This window comes from Filomicrobium sp. (assembly GCF_025698805.1).
Lineage (GTDB): Bacteria > Pseudomonadota > Alphaproteobacteria > Rhizobiales > Hyphomicrobiaceae > Filomicrobium > Filomicrobium insigne.
Genome location: NZ_JAILWT010000004.1, coordinates 1 through 20782, shown reverse-complemented (window position 1 = coordinate 20782; position 20782 = coordinate 1). Strand labels below are relative to the sequence as shown.

The 20782-nt window shown below is 58.1% G+C and carries 18 protein-coding genes, 1 tRNA gene and 1 pseudogene; 8 read left to right on the top strand and 12 right to left on the bottom strand.

All coding sequences use genetic code 11. From position 1 onward, the window contains the following. Window positions 1-132 precede the first annotated feature (132 nt). Both K5845_RS11080 and K5845_RS11075 read right to left on the bottom strand, forming a co-directional pair. Window positions 133-1914, bottom strand: a complete 1782-nt coding sequence (locus tag K5845_RS11080) for a L,D-transpeptidase family protein (protein ID WP_090225765.1) — start codon at window positions 1912-1914, stop codon at window positions 133-135. Between the two features lie 313 nt (window positions 1915-2227). Beyond that, window positions 2228-3727, bottom strand: a complete 1500-nt coding sequence (locus K5845_RS11075) for a sigma-54-dependent transcriptional regulator (RefSeq protein ID WP_046478291.1) — start codon at window positions 3725-3727, stop codon at window positions 2228-2230. 332 nt (window positions 3728-4059) lie between these two features. Here K5845_RS11075 and K5845_RS11070 point away from each other — a divergent pair, with 332 nt between their 5' ends. Further along, window positions 4060-5892 carry a M3 family oligoendopeptidase gene (locus K5845_RS11070; RefSeq protein WP_287959210.1) on the top strand — a complete coding sequence of 611 codons (1833 nt, stop codon included), beginning with the start codon at window positions 4060-4062 and terminating at the stop codon, window positions 5890-5892. A gap of 204 nt (window positions 5893-6096) precedes the next feature. On the opposite strand, the gene K5845_RS11065 is transcribed toward K5845_RS11070, so the two are convergent. Next, complete coding sequence (locus tag K5845_RS11065; protein ID WP_287958996.1) at window positions 6097-6558, bottom strand: DUF411 domain-containing protein; 462 nt, start codon at window positions 6556-6558, stop codon at window positions 6097-6099. Between the two features lie 181 nt (window positions 6559-6739). Between K5845_RS11065 and K5845_RS11060 the strand changes: the two genes are divergently transcribed. Next, window positions 6740-8146 (top strand): ABC1 kinase family protein, encoded by a 1407-nt coding sequence (locus tag K5845_RS11060; RefSeq protein ID WP_046478293.1) that lies wholly within the window; start codon window positions 6740-6742, stop codon window positions 8144-8146. 3 nt (window positions 8147-8149) lie between these two features. Here the strand turns inward: K5845_RS11060 and K5845_RS11055 are convergent, their stop codons facing one another. From K5845_RS11055 to K5845_RS11035, 5 genes are all read right to left on the bottom strand, one after another. Beyond that, entirely contained in the window at window positions 8150-8689 is a 540-nt protein-coding gene (locus tag K5845_RS11055) for a hypothetical protein (RefSeq protein WP_090225760.1), read from the bottom strand. Between the two features lie 22 nt (window positions 8690-8711). Continuing rightward, window positions 8712-9806 carry a chorismate synthase gene (gene aroC, locus K5845_RS11050; RefSeq protein ID WP_046478295.1) on the bottom strand — a complete coding sequence of 365 codons (1095 nt, stop codon included), beginning with the start codon at window positions 9804-9806 and terminating at the stop codon, window positions 8712-8714. Between the two features lie 555 nt (window positions 9807-10361). Beyond that, entirely contained in the window at window positions 10362-10949 is a 588-nt protein-coding gene (locus K5845_RS11045; protein WP_046480276.1) for a histidine phosphatase family protein, read from the bottom strand. A gap of 143 nt (window positions 10950-11092) precedes the next feature. After that, window positions 11093-11938, bottom strand: a complete 846-nt coding sequence (gene fabI, locus K5845_RS11040; protein WP_046478296.1) for an enoyl-ACP reductase FabI — start codon at window positions 11936-11938, stop codon at window positions 11093-11095. 163 nt (window positions 11939-12101) lie between these two features. Next, complete coding sequence (locus K5845_RS11035) at window positions 12102-12557, bottom strand: RT0821/Lpp0805 family surface protein (protein ID WP_287958995.1); 456 nt, start codon at window positions 12555-12557, stop codon at window positions 12102-12104. A 142-nt stretch (window positions 12558-12699) separates the two neighbouring features. On the opposite strand from K5845_RS11035, the gene pdxH reads away from it, so the two are divergent. Both pdxH and K5845_RS11025 read left to right on the top strand, forming a co-directional pair. Next, window positions 12700-13380, top strand: a complete 681-nt coding sequence (pdxH, locus tag K5845_RS11030) for a pyridoxamine 5'-phosphate oxidase (protein ID WP_287958994.1) — start codon at window positions 12700-12702, stop codon at window positions 13378-13380. Between the two features lie 89 nt (window positions 13381-13469). Continuing rightward, on the top strand, window positions 13470-14303 hold the full coding sequence (locus tag K5845_RS11025; RefSeq protein WP_287958993.1) for a DUF1499 domain-containing protein: 834 nt from the start codon (window positions 13470-13472) through the stop codon (window positions 14301-14303). Here K5845_RS11025 and K5845_RS11020 read toward each other — a convergent pair. Next, a complete protein-coding gene (locus K5845_RS11020) occupies window positions 14287-15198 on the bottom strand; it encodes an MBL fold metallo-hydrolase (RefSeq protein ID WP_287958992.1) in 912 nt (303 codons plus the stop codon). The genes K5845_RS11025 and K5845_RS11020 overlap by 17 nt on opposite strands. A 252-nt stretch (window positions 15199-15450) precedes the next feature. Here K5845_RS11020 and K5845_RS21210 point away from each other — a divergent pair, with 252 nt between their 5' ends. Together K5845_RS21210 and K5845_RS11010 are read left to right on the top strand one after the other, a co-directional pair. Next, the gene (locus K5845_RS21210; protein WP_353736546.1) at window positions 15451-15969 is read left to right on the top strand and encodes a restriction endonuclease; all 519 of its coding nucleotides are present in this window, start codon (window positions 15451-15453) and stop codon (window positions 15967-15969) included. A 234-nt stretch (window positions 15970-16203) separates the two neighbouring features. Beyond that, window positions 16204-17016, top strand: a complete 813-nt coding sequence (locus tag K5845_RS11010) for a cyclase family protein (protein ID WP_287958990.1) — start codon at window positions 16204-16206, stop codon at window positions 17014-17016. Between the two features lie 101 nt (window positions 17017-17117). On the opposite strand, the gene K5845_RS11005 is transcribed toward K5845_RS11010, so the two are convergent. Further along, the gene (locus K5845_RS11005) at window positions 17118-18098 is read right to left on the bottom strand and encodes a quinone oxidoreductase family protein (protein ID WP_287958989.1); all 981 of its coding nucleotides are present in this window, start codon (window positions 18096-18098) and stop codon (window positions 17118-17120) included. A gap of 176 nt (window positions 18099-18274) precedes the next feature. On the opposite strand from K5845_RS11005, the gene K5845_RS11000 reads away from it, so the two are divergent. Next, window positions 18275-19051, top strand: a complete 777-nt coding sequence (locus K5845_RS11000; protein ID WP_090225749.1) for an aminoglycoside adenylyltransferase domain-containing protein — start codon at window positions 18275-18277, stop codon at window positions 19049-19051. 597 nt (window positions 19052-19648) lie between these two features. After that, window positions 19649-19873: a hypothetical protein gene (locus K5845_RS10995; RefSeq protein WP_287958988.1), complete on the top strand. Its 225-nt coding sequence runs from the start codon at window positions 19649-19651 to the stop codon at window positions 19871-19873. A 390-nt stretch (window positions 19874-20263) separates the two neighbouring features. On the opposite strand, the gene K5845_RS10990 is transcribed toward K5845_RS10995, so the two are convergent. Both K5845_RS10990 and K5845_RS10985 read right to left on the bottom strand, forming a co-directional pair. Beyond that, window positions 20264-20340, bottom strand: a tRNA-Pro gene (locus K5845_RS10990). A 216-nt stretch (window positions 20341-20556) separates the two neighbouring features. Then, window positions 20557-20782, bottom strand: a pseudogene (locus K5845_RS10985) (bifunctional methylenetetrahydrofolate dehydrogenase/methenyltetrahydrofolate cyclohydrolase); the annotation flags it as partial.

Sequence of the window (20782 nt, the reverse complement as noted above, 5' to 3'; positions counted from 1 at the left end):
ACGTGGAACCGTTAAAATGTCGTAAGGGTGAATCTAGAAGCGAGTTGCGGCATGAGCATGGCAAACCATCGCATGCATTTGTTCCAGCACGCGATGGCTCTGGCTCACTATGAATAGTACGGCTGCGGGTCCCTAGAAGCCGCCGAACACGGCCTTGAAGATATCCGTTACAGGCTCATAGGATTTCTTCATGCCGGCATATTTCGCGCGGTCGTAGGTGACCGGCGCAAGATGATCCCGATGCCGTGCGATCTGGTCAAACTTGCCAGCGAGCGCAAGCTTGATGCGTTTCTCGTGACCGTAAATGTCCTTGAACGCGTGGACGCTACCATCATCGTTCGCAACAACGGTGAAGTACGTCATGTGCACGGGCGTCTTCTTTTCCAGGCTCACGTGGTTGTTCTGCGGACCACCACGCACGATGCTCTGGACCTTTGCTTCGTCCCACCCATTGTCTTCCGCGAGAATGAATCCAGCAAGTTTCAGCGGATCGCGAATTCTCATGCAACCATGGCTGAATGTACGCTGCGTAGAGTTGAACAGGTTCTTCGTCGGCGTATCGTGCATGTAGACTTGGTGATGATTGGGGAACAGGAATTTCACCTGGCCCAGCACGTTGCCACCGCCCGGAGGCTGATACACATGGAACCTACGGATGTCCGCCTGACTCCAGTCGACGGAATTAGGATCGACGTCCCGCCCATTGTACTGAAGCCGCAAATTATGCCGGGACATAGCGTTCCCGCCGCGCGCTAGGCTAGGAAGGATCTCATTGACCTTTATGGAATTGGGCACGCCCCAGAAGGGGTGGAACACTACCGTTTCCATTTCATCTGAAAATATGGGGGTCTGCTTTGCGATTTCGCCGATGATGACCCGCTCGCTGTGAATGACATCACCGTCGCGCACCACACGGATCGTATACTCGGGGAGGTTCACGGTCACATAAAAGCGCCCGAGGTCTTCCGGCATCCAGCGCCACTGTTCCATGTTGGCGATAATCGCAGCCTCGGTTATTTCCGCTGGCGTATCGCCATTCAACGCTGCACGCGTCCCGCTGCCGACAACACCGTCGGCGGAGATGCCTGCTTCGCGCTGGAACGCGACGACCGCGTCTTCGACGTCTTTGTCAAACAATTCCGCAGGGGTTTCTTCGCCATCACCTGTTGGCGGGGGCACTTCAAGGCGTTGACGAAGCAGGGCAACATCGGGATGTCGTTTGCCAACACTCAAGAGGGGGCCTTCGCTCGGCAGGCGAACGATCTTTTCTTCTTCAGCTTCCGCCCCACCACCGCGCATCTTCAAGAGCGCAGCGCGAAGCTTGGCAAACTGCGGGTGCTGAGGATGCAGCCCGCGCAGGTAAGCATCTGCTTCCGATGCAGCCGCAATATCTTCGAGGACAGCAGCCGGGTCTTTAAGCTGGGGCTTACGATCAAGGTAGGAACTCAGATCCCCCGCCGGATCCATAATCCGACCACCACGCGCATGCCGTGCATACTTCAACACCGCAAGTGACAGCGTCATTTCGGCTTCTGCGAGAGTGTCGCGCTTGTCAGTATCACTGCTCGTCTGAACGCTTGTCCCCGGCAGCGTGAATTCAGCAGGATCGAGCCCCCAGTCAGCGGCCTTTTTGATTTCCCCAATTACGGCCTGGGCTTTCAAGGAGAGATGATCTCCGTCGATCCATAATGGGTGGCTTTCGCGCGCAGTATAGAAGGCGACCAGCGCCTCGCGGTCGGACTTATAGGCACGCGCGGCGACTCCTGAGCCACTTTCCAGCATCTGACGCGCTGAAATTCCGGCCGCCTGATCAACCGAAATCAACCGCTCCGGTGCGTTGGGTTCGATGGCGAGCGCAGGCGTGAGTGAAAAAATTGAGGTAGCAATACTGAGGGCAACCAGGCGGGCGCGCATTATGAATCTCCAAAATCTCAGGCCGCCGGAAAATAATTGACCTGAGGGGCGATGGCCAGACTAAGCGGGCAGAGATGGGTCTGTTGATGCAACGTCGTGCAGAACGTGTGGCGATAATGCCATTCGCAAGGATGTTACAGCTGAATTTGACCGCAAATAGTCGAAGCTGCGCCCACGGATGGATTGTTCTGCGCTCAAATTTCGACACGGGACCGCGCATGCATGCCAAAAGGGCCCGGCAACTCATAGGTGGCCGAGCCCTTCTCGCAAACTCGAAAGAGGGCTTTCGAGAGTTCTGGGAGTTTGGAGTGCCCTAGTTGGCCCTGGGCTCCAGTCCGTATTCCTGCATTTTTCGGTAGAGCGTCGAGCGACCGATCTTCAACCGCTTAGCAACTTCCGTCATGTGACCGCGATAGCGTCCGAGTGCCAGGCGGATCATATCGGCTTCGATTTCATCAAGCGGCCGCACATTGCCGCCTGGGTCCATCGCCGGGATACCGAGCGCGCCTGGCTTTACTTCGATAGTCTGTGGGATCGTGTTCTCCGCGCCGAGCAACGCCGGACCCGTATAAGTGGGCGTGGTTGAGATCGGTGCTGCCGGAGCTTCCGGCGGTTGAACCTTGAAGCCCTCGACGTGGGCAGCAATCTGCGGGAACTCGCTGACCGTAAGTTCAGCGCCATCCGTCAACACGACAGCGCGGAACAGGGCGTTTTCGAGCTGGCGCACGTTGCCCGGCCAGGAATAGGATTTGAGCAGACGAAGCGCGTCTTCGCTGATCGAGGTGACCCGTTTACCCTCTTCAGCCGCGAACCGGGCCAGGAAGTGGTGGGCGAGTTCGGGGATGTCATCCGCACGTTCTCTCAGGGGCGGCACCCAGATTGGGAAGACGTTGAGCCGGTAATACAGGTCCTCGCGGAATTTACCTTCCTTGACGAGCTGGATCATGTCGCGATTGGTCGCCGAGATCAGGCGGAAGTCCACCTTGACTGGACGCTTGCTGCCGACCGGGTCAACTTCGCCCTCTTGCAGAGCGCGGAGGAGTTTGACCTGAGCTTCAAGTGGCAGCTCACCGACTTCATCCAGGAACAGCGTTCCGCCGTCGGCTTCTTGGAACTTACCGATGCGCTTATCGACGGCACCCGTGAACGAGCCCTTTTCGTGCCCGAACAGGACGGATTCTACGAGGTTCTCGGGAATTGCGCCGCAGTTGACCGTGATGAACGGCTTGCCTGCGCGATCGGATTCACCCTGCACGGCCCGTGCGATCAACTCTTTACCGACACCCGACTCCCCCTCGATGAGGACCGGAATGTTGGAAGCTGCGGCACGCTTACCGAGTGCGACTACGCGGTTCATGGCATCGCCACGCATGACCAGATCGGCGAAAGTCATAGTCCCCTCGACGGTCTTGCGCATCCGGGAGATTTCACCCGAAAGGGCTTCAATCTTGAGCGCGCTCTTGATGGAAACCTCAAGGCGTTCCGGGCTTGCCGGCTTGATCACGAAATCGACGGCGCCGGCGCGCATGGCGTTGATGGCTGCATCGATAGAACCATGAGCCGTTTGAACGATCACCGGCGGCATGCCTGGCTTTTCGCGCATCCGGTCAAGAACGGCCATGCCGTCTACTTCCGGCATCACCAGATCGAGCAGAACGAGCCCAATGGCGTTCGTTTCACGGTCATCAAGAAGGGATAGGGCTTGTTCGCCGGATGCGGCGGTCTTCGTCTCATAACCGAGGCGTTTAATGACTTCCTCAAGGAGACGGCGCTGTACTGGGTCGTCATCGACAACAAGGACGCGTTTTGCCATGGGGGCACTCGTACTCAAACTCGACTAAAACGATGCTGCAGAGCGCGATACACATCGGCGCCATGGACAGGCGCTCCGAGTACCAACGCAGCAAGCAGCTACTCGACTTGCGGGATGAGAATTGCCCGATAAGGGTAAAGAAGCCGTTTCCGAATTTGCCGTCTTGGTGCTTTTTTCTCGAAAGTGGCACAAGGGCATGCCCCTTATGTTGTCCCGCCGTGAAACGTCGACCTTGAAGTTCGACACCATGATCGGCACATTAACACCGATTTCCCTGCCATTTGCCGGAGCACGATATGACGTTGACGCCGCGTGCGAAATTCGCCGACTTGATGACTGTAACGATGTCTCCGCCTGAGGCCGCGTCCGCGGCGACGGCCCAGCTTGGCGATCTGCCGAACTGGAGACTTGATGATCTTTATACGGCTCCAACTGCGCCAGAGGTTCAGCGCGACCTGGAAGCAGCAGCTGCGGCCGCGGCACGCATCAAAGAGACGTGCCAAGGCAAGCTTGCGACCATGGCTGCCGACGGCGCTATTCTAGCGAAGGCGGTAAAGTCCTATGAAGATTTGGCGGATGTTTTGGGACGCCTGGGCTCCTATGCCGGTCTGCTTTACGCCGCCGACCAGTCCGACCCGACAATTGCGAAGTTCTACGGTGATGTTTCAGAGAAGCTGACCGCGATTTGGACGGATCTCATTTTCTTTGAGCTGGAACTCAACCAGATCGATGACGCTGTTCTTGATAAGGCCCTGACACACCCGGACCTGGCGCACTACAAACCGTGGTTCGAGGATCTGCGCAAAGAGAAGCCATATCAGCTCTCCGAAGACATCGAGCGTTTGTTCACCGAAAAGGGCCAGACTGGACGGAGCGCTTGGACGCGTCACTTCAATGAAACGATGTCCGCCCTCCGCTTCGACGTCGAAGGCGAAGACGAGCCTCTAGCATTGGAACCGACGCTCAATCTGATGTCGGATTCAGATCGGGCGCGCCGGCAAGCTGGCTCGGAAGCGCTGGCGAAAGTCTTCAAGGACAATGTGCGTGTCTTCACGCTGATCACGAATACTCTCGCCAAGGACAAGGAAATCTCGGATCGTTGGCGCGGTTTCAAGGACGTTGCGGACAGCCGCCATCTGTCCAACCGCGTTGAAGCCCCTGTGGTCGACGCCCTCGTACAGTCCGTGCGCGAGGCCTACCCCAGACTGTCCCACCGCTATTACGCGATGAAAGCGAAGTGGCTCGGTCTCGACAAGTTGGCCCACTGGGATCGCAACGCACCGCTTCCGGACCGTCCTGAGCGTGTGATTTCATGGCCGGAGGCACGTGAGATGGTGCTCTCTGCCTATGGCGGGTTCGCGCCCGAGATGGCTGAGATCGCCGACCGCTTCTTCGAGAATAATTGGATCGATGCGCCGGTCCGGCCCGGCAAGGCTCCTGGGGCATTTTCTGCGGCCACGGTTCCCTCAGCCCACCCGTACGTGCTGATGAACTATCTCGGCAAGCCGCGTTGCGTCATGACGTTGGCGCATGAGCTAGGCCACGGTGTTCACCAGTGGCTTGCGCGCGATCAGGGTCCCTTGCTCGCACCGACACCGTTGACGCTTGCAGAAACCGCATCGGTCTTCGGCGAGATGCTCACATTCCGTAAACTGCTGGCCGACACGACCGACCCGAAAGAGCGCAAAGCGATGATGGCCGGCAAAGTCGAGGACATGTTGAATACGGTCGTCCGTCAGATCGCGTTCTACACATTCGAGCGTAAGGTGCATGAAGCACGACGCAGCGGTGAGCTGACCTCGGATCAGATCAACGCCATTTGGATGGAAGTTCAGGCAGAAAGCCTGGGGCCTGCGATCGAATTCAAGGATGGATATGAGGTCTTCTGGACCTATGTGCCACACTTCATCCATTCGCCGTTCTACGTTTACGCATATGCGTTCGGCGACTGCCTCGTGAATTCGCTCTACGGTCTGTATCAAGAAGCGCATCCGGGCTTCGTCGAAAAGTATTTCGACATGCTGAAAGCCGGTGGCTCGAAGCATCACTCAGAGATGCTCGCACCCTTCGGCCTAGATGCCCGCGATCCGCAATTCTGGAAGAAGGGCCTCAAGGTCATCGAAGGCATGATCGACGAACTCGAGGCGATGGATCGCGCGGCTTAGAAGTATACGAGGACGGCGGGAGCCTATGAGCCTATGCCTCCGCCGTCACTCTCGATCAGATGCGGCCCGGTGTGGCCTGGGACGTCGGGTTGCGGGGGTAATGCGCTCGCACCCACACATCGGTCATCCCGCGACTTGTTCGCGGGAGCTTCGGCGATCTCGCTCAGCGTTACCCTCGACGAAGGCACAATGAACCGCTGAGAACTACTGGTTCTGCTTCGACCAGACTTCGCTCGTGCCGTCATGCTTGATGAGAAGCACCTCGTACGGCTCGCGCGTGTCGCCCGCTTCCATTCCGGGTGATCCGATCGGCATCCCCGGAACCGCAAGCCCAACGGCATCTGGCTTTTCCGCAAGCAACCGCTTCACATCGGCGGCCGGTACGTGACCTTCGATGGAATAGCCGCCGATCTTGGCCGTGTGGCAGGAGGCGTGCTGCGGTCCGATGCCAGCGGATTGCTTGATCCGCGCCAGTTCACCTGCGGCAACGTCCTGCGCCTCAGCTGTAAAGCCGTGTTGGGTCATATGCTTGATCCAGGCTGAGCAGCAGCTGCATGTGGCGGACTTGAAGACCTGCAATGGCGGGGCTTGAGTTTCGGCGGCAAGAGCAACGCCGCCCCAAACCAGGCCCATGATGGCGACTAAGACGGGGGCTCGGAAGAACATAGGTGTAATCCGTTTCTATCGCTTCGCACGTTGAATAAAAGGCGGCCTCTTGTATTGGGTCTGCGATAGCATGAAATGCCGGTGAAGCCGATCTCACGTTGGCATAACATCATGTTGAAGCGCGCGACGGGCGTGGCGATATCCGTTGAGAGAAGTCCTGAAGTCAAAACCGGAAAGCTACATGAGCAACGAAGAAAATCGCTTTTCAGCGCGCGCTGCGCGATATGCCCGTGTTGGCTCCAACGTCGGCTCCGTGGCCGCGCGGTTTGCGGGGCAACGCTTTCTTGGTCTTGAGTTTGACCGATCAAAGGCAGCGCAGGATCTTGCCGCGGCACTCGGAGGACTTAAGGGACCGATTATGAAAGTGGCCCAGCTGCTTTCAACCATTCCAGAGGCTCTCCCAAAGGAATATGCCAGAGAGCTGGCGCAGCTTCAAAGCCAGGCACCGCCGATGGGCCCCGGATTCGTGCGTCGGCGCATGGTCGCGGAGCTTGGGCCGGAATGGCGTGACCGGTTCAAGGACTTCTCGACGGAAGCAGCAGCTTCGGCCTCGCTAGGGCAAGTCCATCGCGCTGTCGCAGCCGATGGCCGCGATCTGGCGGTCAAGCTGCAGTATCCCGATATGCAATCGGCCGTGGAGGCGGATCTCAATCAGCTCTGGGTCATCTTCCAGCTTCACGCCCGGATGGATCCAGGCATCGATACGAAAGAAATCTATCAGGAGATCTCACTGCGCCTGCGCGAGGAACTCGATTACGAACTCGAAGCTTGCCACATCGCGCTCTACGATTTGATCTTCCGAGACGACGCGGCGATCCGGGTGCCCGAGGTCGTGCCGGAGCTGTCGACCAAACGGCTGCTATCCATGACGTGGCTGGAAGGGCGCCCACTGCTGGAGTTCAAGGAGCACGCACTCGAAGACCGCAATACGATTGCGCGCGCGATGTTCCGAGCATGGTGGTACCCCTTCAGTCATTTCGGGGCCATTCATGGCGATCCGCATCTGGGCAACTACACGATCTTCCCATCCTCCGAGGCTGACGCGAAACCCGGCGGCGTGAACCTCCTGGATTACGGATGCATCCGGACCTTTCCGATCTCGTTCATCAGCGGCGTCATCGATCTTTATACGGGATTGCAACGCAACGACCGCGACCTCATCGTCCATGCCTACGAGAGGTGGGGCTTTCGGGGCCTCAACGACGAACTAATCGAGGCGCTGACGATCTGGGCGCGGTTCATCTACGGCCCCTTACTCGATGATCGCGAGCGCACCATCGCCGAGGATACCGCTCCGGGCGAGTATGGCCGCAAGGAAGCCTTCACTGTGAGCAAGATGCTGAAGGAAAAGGGGCCAGTGACCGTCCCGCGCGAGTTCGTCTTCATGGATCGCGCTGCGATTGGCCTAGGTGGCGTATTCCTGCATCTTGGCGCCAAGCTCAACTGGTACGAGCTGTTTAATGAAACCATTCAAGACTTCGACCCTGCAGTCGTCGAGGCGCGTCAGGCAGAAGCGTTCAAAACTGCAGGTGTACCTCTGCCCGCGAAGACCCGGGTACAGAATGAGAGCACACCGGTTCCCAAGTGAAGCTCACCAGCCGCGATAGTGCTGCCAGATGCTTTGCAGAGTGCGGTGCACCGTCTCGGGGGACTGCTTGAATGAGTCCAACTCGACGTGGAGCGTGTTGTCATCAGGAGTTATAACCCAGGGAAGGCGCATCAGCCGGCGGTAAAGTGGCATGCGGCGCCAATCGACGAGCAGTGCTCTTGAGACCGGTTGGCTAAGCTGGATTTGCAACTCGTGGAGGATGATACTCCTCACGGAAGTGGGAACGAGCTCGATACGCCGGATGGATCGCCAGTCGATAAGGCCGAAACCCTCTATGAAGATGCCGTATTCATTGGCCCCCAGCCGGGCGCGGCGTGCTTCCAGAAACGGATAGAAATAATAAGCCGTGGCGAGAGCGCCGAGGCCAAGGGCAATCAAAATTTCGCTGCCCAGCAAAATAGCGGCGGCGCACACGCCCACGCCGATCGCTGCCATTGCATAAACGCGGGTACCCGCTTTCGCGCTATCGTAGCGGACGATGTAACCTTCGGCGTGTTCAATATCTCGCGCGGGAATGCCCATTCTGCCCTCAAGTACTGTTTGGCTAGCCGCCCGGTCCGCATTGTCCCCTATGACGCAGCAAATGGTCGGCAAGTACGATTGCCATCATGGCTTCCCCGATTGGCACGGCCCGAATTCCAACACACGGGTCGTGCCGGCCTTTTGTGACGATTTCCGTCTCGTTGCCGTCGGCATCAATCGTCAAGCGCGGCTTGAGAATTGACGACGTCGGTTTTACCGCGAACCGGCAGACGATGGGCTGCCCCGTTGAAATACCGCCCAGAATGCCGCCTGCATGGTTTGATAGGAACACTGGTTGCCCATCCCTGTCGAGACGGATTTCATCAGCGTTCTCTTCTCCCGTAAGCGTCGCCGCCATCATGCCGTCACCGATTTCGACGGCCTTAACGGCGTTGATGCTCATCATCGCTGACGCGAGATCTTGATCGAGTTTTCCGTAGAGCGGGGCGCCGAGGCCCGCCGGCACACCCTCCGCGATCACCTCGACGACTGCGCCGATGGAGGAACCATCCTTGCGGATGCCGTCGAGATAGGTCGACCAGAAGTCGACCACGCTCGGATCGGGGCAGAAGAAGGGGTTGTCATCGACGGTCCCCCAGTCAATCCGGTCACGATTGATCTTGTGTGGGCCGATCTGGACCAATCCGCCTTTGAATGTCACGCCGTCGAGGATCTTGCGCGCGACGGCACCCCCCGCGACCCGCACAGCCGTTTCGCGCGCAGACGAACGGCCGCCGCCGCGATAATCGCGAATTCCGTACTTCTGCTGGTATGTGAAGTCGGCATGTCCCGGGCGGAATGTGCGGGCAATCTCACCATAGTCTTTCGACCGCTGATCGACGTTTCGGATCATCAGGGAAATAGGTGTTCCGGTCGTGACCTGTCGACCGGATTGATCCTGAAAAACACCCGAAAGGATTTCGACTGTATCCGGCTCTTTACGTTGCGTCGTAAAGCGCGATTGCCCCGGTTTACGTTTGTCGAGGTAGGTCTGAATTTCCGAGGCCTCAAGGGGAATTCCTGGTGGACAGCCATCAACGACGCCGCCGATCGCCGGACCGTGGCTTTCGCCCCAGGTCGTAAGGCGGAAAAGATGACCGAATGAGTTGTGTGACATGGGCCTCGTACGGCAAAAGGGACGACGAGAATGATACATCCTCGGTGTCGGTTGCCCGCTGATTCTATAGCGGAGTGTGTTGCAAAAGACATTTACGGGGCCGGCAAGCGCGTCGCAACCCACCCGTAGCGGGCATTCTGGATGACAATGCCCCGCAACGCAGCTTATGACTCAGATTCAGTAACAGCGTGATTCCCGTCGACACAGCCCACCCAAGGCGTGTCTTCGGCAAACTCCGGGTTTTCAACCTCAATGACCGAGCCGAAGATTCCACAGGGAACCGGCTGGCATTTACATGCTTAGGATGAGGAACGCTAAGCCGGAACACGCAGCCGCGTAGGTAAAGAGTCCGTCGCGCCTTCGTTTGTTCAACCAAGCTGAACGACATACAACGAAGGGAGCGTCGTGATTACCATGCAAAAGGAGTTTCTCTTGTGGGTCTGAGCAACCCGTAGGAGCGATTCTTTAACCAGCGTTGGAAAGAGCTGAGGCGGCCGCTGCTTCAGCTCTTTCTGCTTTTATGAGACGGTAGAGGTGTGGGAGCGCGCATGGCCGCTAGAGCCACTGCATTTCACCGTTGCGGATAATCAGGACCTGATCTTGAGGCACGGGCACACGTAAGACACCGCCCATGTCCGCACCGAGTAGATACCCCCGGAGCGATCGGCTGACGCCGCCATGCGCCGCGATAACTGTATCCCGCTTAACGGTCTCCAGCCATTCCGCCACACGCTCCATGAGGTCTGAATAGCTCTCGCCCCCGTCGGGACGCCATTTGAAGGGATCGGCCCGCCGGTCCGCCACGCCCACCGGATCGAGCTCAGGAAGCTCGGTGAGCAGCTTACCTTCCCAATGTCCATAGTGAACTTCGCGCAATCTGTCTTCGAGACGGAAGTCGTCTTCTGGAAGCTCCAGCGCACGGCGCACGATACGCATGGTCTCATACGCGCGGTCGAGCGGGCTGGCGACGAAGTCCGCGTCGGCGATCTGGGGCAGAAATTGCCGAAGTGCTTCGCCGTTGCGCTTGGCCTGCGCGCGCCCTCGCGCGTTTAGGGGAATATTGGCCTGGCCTTGATAGCGCGACTCTGCATTCCAATCCGTTTCACCGTGTCGGATGCAGTATATTGTGACATCTTCAAGCATGGTCCCCATCGTAATGCTTCGTGCCCGCCACCTCAGGCATATGGTAGCTCACAACACGCGCGCAATGCATCGATAGGCTGATGCCGTAGACCCTGAATGATCCGAAAAGCGGGATAAAGGCGGCCGCGGAAGGCCGCAACCAGCTAATCCCCTTTAGCCACTGTAATATCGGGCGCGTCCTCGTTCTTCATGCCTTGCACGTGATAGCCGGAGTCGACGTGATGGACCTCACCGGTTACGCCACGTGAGAGATCTGACAAAAGATAGAGCCCGGCAGAGCCCACTTCTTCAATCGTTACGGTACGGCGTAGCGGCGAATTATACTCGTTCCACTTCAAGATATACCGGAAGTCCGAGATTCCCGATGCCGCCAGCGTTTTGATCGGCCCGGCAGAAATAGCGTTGACGCGGATTCCCGTACGCCCGAGGTCGGCGGCGAGATAACGGACGGACGCTTCCAGGGCGGCCTTGGCAACGCCCATCACGTTGTAATGGGGCATGACCTTTTCTGCGCCATAGTAGGTAAGCGTGAGGATTGATCCCCCTGACGGCATTAACTTTTCAGCGCGCTGGGCCAATGCCGTGAGCGAAAAGCACGACACCAGCATCGTTTGTGAGAAGTTTTTTTCCGTGGTGTCGACATAACGGCCGTCGAGCTCGGATTTGTCGGAAAACGCGATGGCGTGGACCAGGAAGTCAAGGCCACCCCAGGCATTGCCTAGAGATTCAAATACGGCATCCATCGAAGCCGCATTGGTGACATCGCACGGGAGCACGAGGTTGGAGCCAAGCTCAGCAGCCAATGGCTCAACGCGTTTTTTAAGCGCGTCGCCTTGATAAGTCAGAGCGACTTCAGCGCCCTGCGCCACACATGCTTTGGCGATACCCCAGGCGATTGAACGATTGTTGGCAACCCCCATGATAAGGCCGCGCTTGCCAGTCATCAGAGTGCCAGTGGCGGCGCCCGTGCCCGGCGCAGGTTCGGTCATAAGCCCTAAGCCCTTTTTAAGTTTCTATGATGTTTCGCGCGCATCCTACACAAAAGGGCCCCGTGGTCCAGATGGCCATGTGATAGGAAGTCGGCGGCTAAGTGACACGAAGGGGCGCCCGCGGGGTGGCGAGCGCCGAAATATCAAAAAAGCCAATGATTTCTTAGCCGTCTAGCTGCCAGATGCCATCCTCCGTCCGACACGCGACAGTTTCCGTGCGTTTTGTATAGGTGCCCGAGGCGAGCATGACGACGAAATGACGGCATATTTTGCCATTCGCGTCCTTGAATGACTGGGTCGGCTGCACGACACCGGAGAGTTTACCATGACCACGATGCCAGACATAGCTAGCCCCGTCACTGATTTCAGTCAGGGCATACTGCACACTTTCGAGCGCCGCGCGCTGATCAGAGACATCGAATACGGTAACTGCGGGAGCGGAAAGCCCAGCAAACTTGGGACGCAGCGTTTGCCCACCGTTTTGCGTATCTTTGCACTCGGCGTTTGCAGATGATGTTTGCGCATCCGCAGCAGTTGCTGAAGCCGCGCCCATCATAGAGGCGGCGGCAATGACCACAAATATGGCCAGCAATGAAGGCAAGCAATTACAATGACGCATGACGCTCACATCAAGCAGAACGCAAAGACAAGACAATCGGCCCACAAACTTAAGCCGCGAGATTCCAAGTGTGCACGTTACGCGTTAAGAGCAACTAAACGGTCGCGTCATTCGTGCGATTCGGGAAATTGAGGCGTTAACCATGATCGGTGGCGAAGTGAAATCGAAAGAGGACGGCAATTTCAAGACGGAGCCGGGGCAAGCGGCCAGTGAAGACTTTCTCGGAGCGGATGATCCTTTTGCTTTGTTCTCCGCGTGGCTGACGGAAGCGGAAGCGAGCGAGCCAGCCGATCCCAATGCAATGGCGCTGGCGACGGTCGATCAGCGCGGCATGCCGAATGTGCGCATGGTGCTGCTTAAGGGTCTCGATGACGAGGCCGGTCCAGACCGCGGTTTTGTTTTCTACACCAACCTCACCAGTGCAAAGTCTCAAGAGCTCAAGGCACACCCGCAGGCCGCGCTTTTGTTTCACTGGAAATCTCTGCAGCGCCAAATCCGCGTGCGCGGTATTCTTTCATCCGTCACGCCCGATGAGGCCGACGCCTATTTTGCGATGCGCCCGCGGGGGAGTCAGATCGGGGCATGGTCGTCTGATCAATCGCGCAGGCTACCCTCGCGCGAGGTTCTCGAAAGTCGCGTTGCGGAACAGGAAGCCCGGTTTTCTGGCTCCGACGTCGCGCGTCCTCCCCATTGGTCGGGCTTCCGTCTGGTCCCCCTGGAGATAGAGTTCTGGCACGAGCGGCCTTACCGTCTCCACGATCGTCTGGTGTTTCGTCGAGCCACAGCCGATGTGGAATGGCACAAGCAGTGCCTCTTCCCATAGAGCGGCGCGCAGGCTCAGTCGTCATGAGCTAATTTTGCACGGTGACGATGTGCGTCACGCGACCACTTCGCAAGGGGAATGACCTCACGATGCCGCTTACTGAGGATGCGAGTGAGACCACACCAGTGTCAGCACGCTGGACAACGCGCATCGCGCTCTTCAGCGCGGCGCTTGTTTTGTCTGCCTTGTTCCTTCACAGGCTGTTTTCTATTCCGACACCCGTGGCGCTCAATCTCGTCAAGCTTTCAATTCTCGGCGGGTTTATCTCGCTCGCGTTGGCTTTCATCGCCAGCGTTCGAATATGGCGGGTCGGCGCTGCCGGGGGCGCGCGGGTCTTTGTGGGGGTTCTGATTGCACTGGCCGTCATTGGCTGGCCGCTGCCGCAGTTGGCGACGATCAGAGACAAGCCCGAAATCAATGATTTGACGACGGATACGAAGTCCCCACCACCCTTCAAGAAGTTGGCTGCCGCCCGCGCGCGTGATGCGAACAACCCTAAGTATCCAGGGGCGGCATTTGCGGAAGCGCAGATGCGGGCTTATCCGGACCTGCGCCCACTGCAGATCAATCGCTCCGTAGCGGAGGCCTACGAAATTTCCGCTGACGCCCTGCGCCGTCAGCGTTTGTCCCTCGTTAATGAAGAACCGCCTGGCGAGGATTTTCCGGCTACCGGATTGATTGAAGCCTATGACCGCACACCTATCTGGGGGTTTTACGATGACGTCGCGATCCGCGTGACCGGCAACAGCCAGACTGCGCAAATCGATGTGCGGTCGGCCTCGCGCTACGGCGCCCATGATCTCGGACGCAATACGGAACGCATCCGGCGAATACTGAAGGAGATCGTTGTTCGGCTGGAAGCGACAGTACCGACTGCGGAGGGCGACACGCCACGCCGCAGCAGCGCTAGGCGCGCGCGCTGAGCGGCGTATCGAAATCGAGCGGCGTTTGCTTTTCGATTTCACCTTTGTCCATCAGATGCTCGACATGCGCCTGGACGGACAGCGAGGCTGCGATAATCAGCTTGTCCGAAAGGTCGGGATAGATAAGCCGGACGATATCGCGAATGCTGCCAACTCCACCGCGCACGGCGCGGAGCACGGCTTGCTCGCGCCATTGCCGGTGCAGCAGATAGGCCTTCACGGCGCGCTGGGGTGTTTCGATACGCCCGCCATGACCAGGCAGATAGAACTCACCCTGGCGCTCAAGCAGACGTTCCAGAGACGCCATATATGACGCCATGTGTCCCTCGGGCGGCGCGATAACCGTCGTATTCCAACCCATGACGTGGTCACCCGAAAAGATCACACCCTGGTCGCAAAGCTCGAAACAGAGGTGATCGGGCGCATGCCCAGGTGTGTAAAGGCCGAGCAAAGTCCAGTCCGGCCCCGAGATCACATCGCCATCCTGCACCACGACATCTGGCGCAAAGTCAAGATCGATAAATTCCGTGCCCGAGGGGCTTGTGCCTTTCACTTGCGTCGCGAACTTTCGGCGGCCATAGCCGTAGCTCTTGGCGCCGGTCGCGTCCTGCAGTGCGGCAAGACCATCTACGTGATCGCGATGCGTATGCGTGATGAGGACATGCGTTATCGGCCGTCCTTTCGCCGCGGCAAGAATGGCATCGCGATGGGCTGGATCATCCGGACCGGGGTCGATGACAGCAAGTGCCTCGGTCCCCACCAGATACGTATTCGTACCCTTGAACGTGAACGGACCCGGATTATTCGCAACGATCCGCTGCACGCCCGGAGCCATTTGCGCCGGTTCGCCGTACGAAAACGTCATGTCTGTATTGAATGTCAGTTTGGCGCTCATGATCGGAAAAGCTAAGAGTGAGCGGTTACCCGCTGGTTCTGTTTCGGCGATTGAAGGCCGCGCAATGGTGCGCTGCGATCTAACGCGCTCTAACATAGCATAAATGGGCGAAGCCGACGGATCTGTTGGACGATTGACCTAAGGGAACTTAGCTGATGACAAAGGAAGACTAGCCAGTGTCGACTTCCGCCCGGGTGGACATTAAAGTCGCGGTTACTTTGACAGTGAAAGTCTAGCCAATAGGAAAAGTCCATCGCACCACCGCACCGTCCGACCAAGCGCGATAAAGCATGGGAAAACTACGAGGAAGTTGCGGTATACGTTCTGCAGCTGATCGGCAAACATTTTGGGCTCGCGGAAATCGAAGGCAAACAGAGGGCTTCTGGCCGCAAGAGCGGAACAGACTGGGAAATCGATGCGAAGGGCATCCGCGAAAGCAATCGCGCAATCGTCCTCGTGGAGTGCCGCCGATACAAGCGCCGTCTCAACCAAGAGGCATTAGCCGCAGTCGCCTACAGGATTGACGACATCGGCACAGACGGTGGCATTACGGTCAGCCCATTCCCATTGCAGCAGGGTGCCGCCAAGGTGGCGGCTGCTAGCCGCATCGAGCACGTTCAGCTTCGACCTGACAGCACACGTGAGCAATGGATCGCGCAGATCGGGGAGTTCGTACACGTTGGGCTAGCGGCTGCCACTAGCGCCACCGTTTCGCTAGAGATCGAAGTCCGCGATCGTCACGGAAACATGATCGAACGGCGGAGATCCTAACTCCTAACTCTTAACGTTAGGGTTCTGCATCTCAGCACAGCTATCGTCCCAGCCCTACGGCGTAATCACCATAGAACCGGATACCCCTTACGTCTCGGGCGCCCTGTATGTCTCGGCAACTTGATCGTGTGGGAAGCGGACGTAACGGGGTACGCTGGCCTAAAACAGGTCGGCATAGTGGACGGCGCCAGCGTTCATATACGCTCTCCATCGCAATGATTCCGAGAGGCTGCAATGACCATATTTCTCCGATTGTCCTTCACCTTCGCGTTCATCGTGCTGATAGTCACTTCGTCCTCACTCAGTTCAGCTCCAGCGGCGCAGGCCCTTGATGTCTCCAAGGCGACGATCGTCGACCTCACCCATCCTATCGACGCCAATACAATCTATTGGCCGACGGAGACGAAAACCTTTCAGCTCGACGAAGTACACAAAGGCGTCACCGAGCGGGGCTTCTTTTATGCGTCCTACAGATTTTGCTCACCCGAGCATGGGGGCACGCACGTCGACGCACCCTTTCACTTTGCCGAACGTGGCCAGACGACCGCTGCAATTCCCATCGATCGCTTAAGCGGGCCAGCGGTCGTTATCGACGTGTCGACAAAGGCCGCCGAGGATACCGATTACACGTTAAGCGCACAGGATGTTAGCGACTGGGAGCATGCCCACGGTAAGATCCCAGACGGCGCTATCGTTCTATTGCGGACGGGCTGGAGCAACCGCTGGCCTAACAAGCGCGCTTATCTCGGTGACGACACGCCGGGCGATGCCAGCAACCTGCACTTTCCCTCCTATGGGCCTGAGGCGGCGCGCCTCCTTGTCGACCGCGGTGTTGCGGTCCTGGGCGTCGACACCGCCAGCATTGACAACGGGCCTTCGAAGGACTTCCTCGTCCACCGCATCGCAGGCGCCGCCAATGTGGTCGGCTTGGAAAACGTGACAAATCTCGACCAACTTCCTGCGACCGGAGCGTGGGGCGTTGTGCTGCCGATGAAGATCGCGAAGGGGTCCGGCGCACCCGCGCGGGCAATCGCGTTCGTGCCATAGCGGACGCATCAACGCTCACCCGCCGTGTCGGAGCCCCCTTTGGCCGGGAGCGGGGAAAGTTCGAACCCCGCCCATGAGGCGTACGTTGATACGAACGTTGCCTACGGCGTGATCACGATAGCGCCGGTTACGCTGCGTGCCTCGGCGGCTCTATGGGCGTCGGCGACCTGCTCAAGTGGAAAGCGCGCACCGATGTCGACGGTGACATGTCCTTTGCCGATGGCATCGAACAGATCGGCCGCGTTAGCGCGGAACGTCTCCGGATCGGCATTGTGCGGGAAGACGGACGGGCGCGTCAGGAAGAGGCAGCCTTTCTTGTTCAGCAATTCGGGATCGATGGAAGGTGCGCGTCCCGAGGCGGCACCGTAAATGACGACGAGACCGAAAGGCGCAGCGCAGTCCAGGGACTTGAGAAGCGTGTCTTTGCCAACGGCATCATAGACAACGCGGGCCTTGCGGCCGCCTGCTGCTTTCACAAATGCCTCTGGCCAATTCTCATCATTCGTGTCGATGACCGCGACGGCTCCGGCCGCCAGCGCCTGATCGCGCTTGTGGGGAGAGCTCGTCGTTCCGATCACGGTCGCGCCAAGCGCGGTAGCCCAGCGGGTCAGGATCTGCCCAACGCCGCCAGCAGCGCTATGAACAAGCAGCAGGTCGCCCGGCTGGACAGCATGCGTTTTGCGGACGAGATACTGTGCAGTCATTCCCTTGAACAACAGCGAAGCGGCAGCTTCATCGCTCACGTTGTCCGGCAAGACGACGAGTTTTGCTGCGGGGACATTGCGCAGTTCGGAGTAGGCGCCCACGCCCGCGTTCATATACGCAACCCGGTCGCCGACTTTGATCCCGATCACGCTGTCCCCGACCGCCTCAACGCGCCCGGCCGCCTCAAAGCCGAGACCGCTCGGCAAGTCGAGCGGATAGCTGCCGCTACGCTGGTAGGTGTCGATGAAATTGAAGCCGATCGCGGAGTGTCGGACTGTCACCTCTCCCGCGGCAGGCGGTGGCACGTCTACGGATACAAGCGATAGAACCTCTGGCCCACCGTGGGCCTCGACAACGATTCTGCGGGCGGTTGGCATGCAGCAATCTCCTGGTCTCATCCGGAACTGGAACCAAACGGATCGTCGTATAGCGCGAGGAAAAAAGCGCAAGTCCTGAAACCAGGAGTGGCGACGCTGCGATCTTCTTGAGGGCGGCTATGCGGGACAAAGCCACCTTTTGGGTGCTAAGCGCCTCACGAGAAGCGAGGCGACCAATGCAGACGAGACCAGAACAAGCCGAGCAGACACAAAGAGCGGTAGCGGCTTTGCGCGCCATCCTTGGGGAGACGTTGCTTGCTGTTTATCTGCATGGGTCGGCGGGTTTAAACCGGCTTCAGCGGCAGAGCGACATTGACCTTCTGGCGGTCGTGGAGCGCGACCTGACCGACGATCAGCGTGATGAACTGTTGACGGCTCTGCTGCGACTATCCGGCCGCCATCCTGCAACGCCGGGAGGCCCGCGCTGCCTCGAGATCATGGTATTCCGTCGATCCGACTTTGCTGAAGTGGCCTTCCCGGCGCGGGCAGAATTCATCTATGGCGAATGGTTGCGGGACGCTTTCGAGGCTGGTGATAGACCGATGCCCGCACATGATCCCGAACATACGCTGGTTCTCGCGCAAGCCCGTCAGGCGGCTCTGCCCCTGTTCGGCCCGCGCGCACCCGAGCTGCTGCCTGTAATCCCCCCAGAGCAGGTCCGGCAGGCCATGCGGGATGCACTCCCGGCGCTGCTGGACAGTTTTGAAGGAGACGAGCGGAACGTCCTTTTGACACTTGCGAGGATGTGGCGAACCGCCAGCACGGGTGAGTTCGTCACGAAAGATGCAGCCGCTGAATGGGCCATCCCACAAATCCGGAATCAGGATGCCGCGATCCTCGAGGATGTGCGCAGGGCGTATCTGGGCGAAACCGTCGATGAACGGGGAATTCGGAGCGGCGATGCGCGGCGGCTGGCGGAGCGTCTGCGCGAGTACGTCGTAGAGCTTTTGTGACCGTTATAGCTCAAAAGCCGAAGCACCAATTTAATGAAGTCGTGCCCCGCGCAGCGGGTGCAGGCAATGCCCTCTAACGGCGAGCAAACCGAGCCAGGGCGGTACCCGTCCCTCACGGGACAACTTATGACGCGAAGGGGCTGCCCCGACTATCCGAAAGATAAATAATGGTCGGAGCGGGGAGATGCGAACTCCCAATCCCTTGCTCCCGAAGCAAGTGCCCTACCAAGTAGCGCGAAAGCAACGTCGTTGAGGCTGCAACAATCAGGGGTGGTAAGGGTGCGACTTCAAGCAAGCAATCTTTTGGGATTGGGCTGTGCACCAGTAACCGAGGCAAGGCAAAGCTCGTAGCGGATCAGTCGACACAGCAAATGTTGTTAAATAGACTTTGTAGAAAGAATAAGTATCTTTAAAATATTTAATCGGAAATATTTGCAAGTATATTTGTGTCAGCGCTGGCAAATTTAGTATTTAAGCTTTTATTTCTGCGATCGGCATTGTTTTGTCGAATGTATTATCCATATGTATGTTTGGAAGTTCGAATTCATCGAGTTTCAAAATCTAGATTTTCAATATTGTATAATTTGGAGATACATCATGACTGACAACGCACAAGCCCAGAAAAACACCCAGCCCAACACGGCTTCACCGAGCGGTATGAGGGGCGAGATTGAGCAGAAGTGGGGCAAGTTCTCACATCAGGAAATCAGAGCCCTAAAAGACAATGCGGATTTGGTTACCCAGGTTCAGTCAAAATACTCGCTAGATCACGAGGAAGCCAAACGTGAGGTTGATGCCTTTGCGAACGGGCGCCAGCTCTAACCAGCTCTAAAAAGTCCTTACCTAACTGACATGTCCGCCGCTCCGGGAGACTTTCGGGGCGGCGAACCGGTGATACGGCATAAATCACAGCTGTCTCGTGTTTGCAAGGCGCGCCAGTTACGCCGAGCACATAGCTCGGCGAGCAGAAAGATGAACCACTATGGCTTTGATACTCTCAAGTTTTATGCCTGAAGCTGAGGCTCGACGCCTGCTCATGTCATTCCACGCCACACTAATGGTGGGCGCATTTATCTTTATCCTCTGCGTCACCTTCTTGAGGTGACTCTGAGGCTGGTCCATAGCGCGCTCGGCTACGAATACGCGCATCGGTCTGGCGGGGCTGTATATGATGATGTGGACGGAGTGCGTGGCAAATCACAACCGAAATAATGGTCGGAGCGGGGAGATTCGAACTCCCGACCCCTTGCTCCCGAAGCAAGTGCGCTACCAGGCTGCGCTACGCTCCGCCCGACCGAGGATATGTGATTGCTGCCGCCGAACGTCGGCAAAGGAACTTTGCGCGGAGGTCGGTCGCCAAGCGAAGCGACCTTATAGCTCCAGGGGCGGGACCTCGCAAGCCGCTTTGCCAAGACCCGCCAGCCGTTTGTACATGTACTTACGACAATCCGGCGGGGAGCCCGCCGGCCGTCAAGTCAAGAAACAGGTGCCGACGCCCTTATGTATTATGCTCCGTGAGCCTCGTGAATGTTTGTTGAGGCCCGGTAAGAAGCCGCCATTAATGAACGTTCTGCCGAGCTGATCGTGTTGACCAGAAGCATCGTGACCGTCATCGGCCCCACGCCACCTGGTACCGGCGTGATGTAGGAAGCCCGCTTCCGCACGCCTTCGTAGTCGCAATCGCCGACGAGACGGCCATTTGGCAGACGATTAATCCCCACGTCGATGACA

Coding starts and splice junctions, on each gene's coding strand:
- K5845_RS11025 (WP_287958993.1), top strand. CDS start 13,470: ATGCCGCTTACTGAGGATGCGAGTGAGACCACACCAGTGTCAGCACGC.
- pdxH (WP_287958994.1), top strand. CDS start 12,700: ATGATCGGTGGCGAAGTGAAATCGAAAGAGGACGGCAATTTCAAGACG.
- K5845_RS11060 (WP_046478293.1), top strand. CDS start 6,740: ATGAGCAACGAAGAAAATCGCTTTTCAGCGCGCGCTGCGCGATATGCC.
- K5845_RS11055 (WP_090225760.1), bottom strand. CDS start 8,689: ATGGGCATTCCCGCGCGAGATATTGAACACGCCGAAGGTTACATCGTC.
- K5845_RS11035 (WP_287958995.1), bottom strand. CDS start 12,557: ATGCGTCATTGTAATTGCTTGCCTTCATTGCTGGCCATATTTGTGGTC.
- K5845_RS10995 (WP_287958988.1), top strand. CDS start 19,649: ATGACTGACAACGCACAAGCCCAGAAAAACACCCAGCCCAACACGGCT.
- K5845_RS11010 (WP_287958990.1), top strand. CDS start 16,204: ATGACCATATTTCTCCGATTGTCCTTCACCTTCGCGTTCATCGTGCTG.
- K5845_RS11020 (WP_287958992.1), bottom strand. CDS start 15,198: ATGAGCGCCAAACTGACATTCAATACAGACATGACGTTTTCGTACGGC.
- K5845_RS11005 (WP_287958989.1), bottom strand. CDS start 18,098: ATGCCAACCGCCCGCAGAATCGTTGTCGAGGCCCACGGTGGGCCAGAG.
- K5845_RS11065 (WP_287958996.1), bottom strand. CDS start 6,558: ATGTTCTTCCGAGCCCCCGTCTTAGTCGCCATCATGGGCCTGGTTTGG.
- K5845_RS11045 (WP_046480276.1), bottom strand. CDS start 10,949: ATGCTTGAAGATGTCACAATATACTGCATCCGACACGGTGAAACGGAT.
- aroC (WP_046478295.1), bottom strand. CDS start 9,806: ATGTCACACAACTCATTCGGTCATCTTTTCCGCCTTACGACCTGGGGC.
- K5845_RS11070 (WP_287959210.1), top strand. CDS start 4,060: ATGACTGTAACGATGTCTCCGCCTGAGGCCGCGTCCGCGGCGACGGCC.
- K5845_RS11000 (WP_090225749.1), top strand. CDS start 18,275: ATGCAGACGAGACCAGAACAAGCCGAGCAGACACAAAGAGCGGTAGCG.
- fabI (WP_046478296.1), bottom strand. CDS start 11,938: ATGACCGAACCTGCGCCGGGCACGGGCGCCGCCACTGGCACTCTGATG.
- K5845_RS11080 (WP_090225765.1), bottom strand. CDS start 1,914: ATGCGCGCCCGCCTGGTTGCCCTCAGTATTGCTACCTCAATTTTTTCA.
- K5845_RS11075 (WP_046478291.1), bottom strand. CDS start 3,727: ATGGCAAAACGCGTCCTTGTTGTCGATGACGACCCAGTACAGCGCCGT.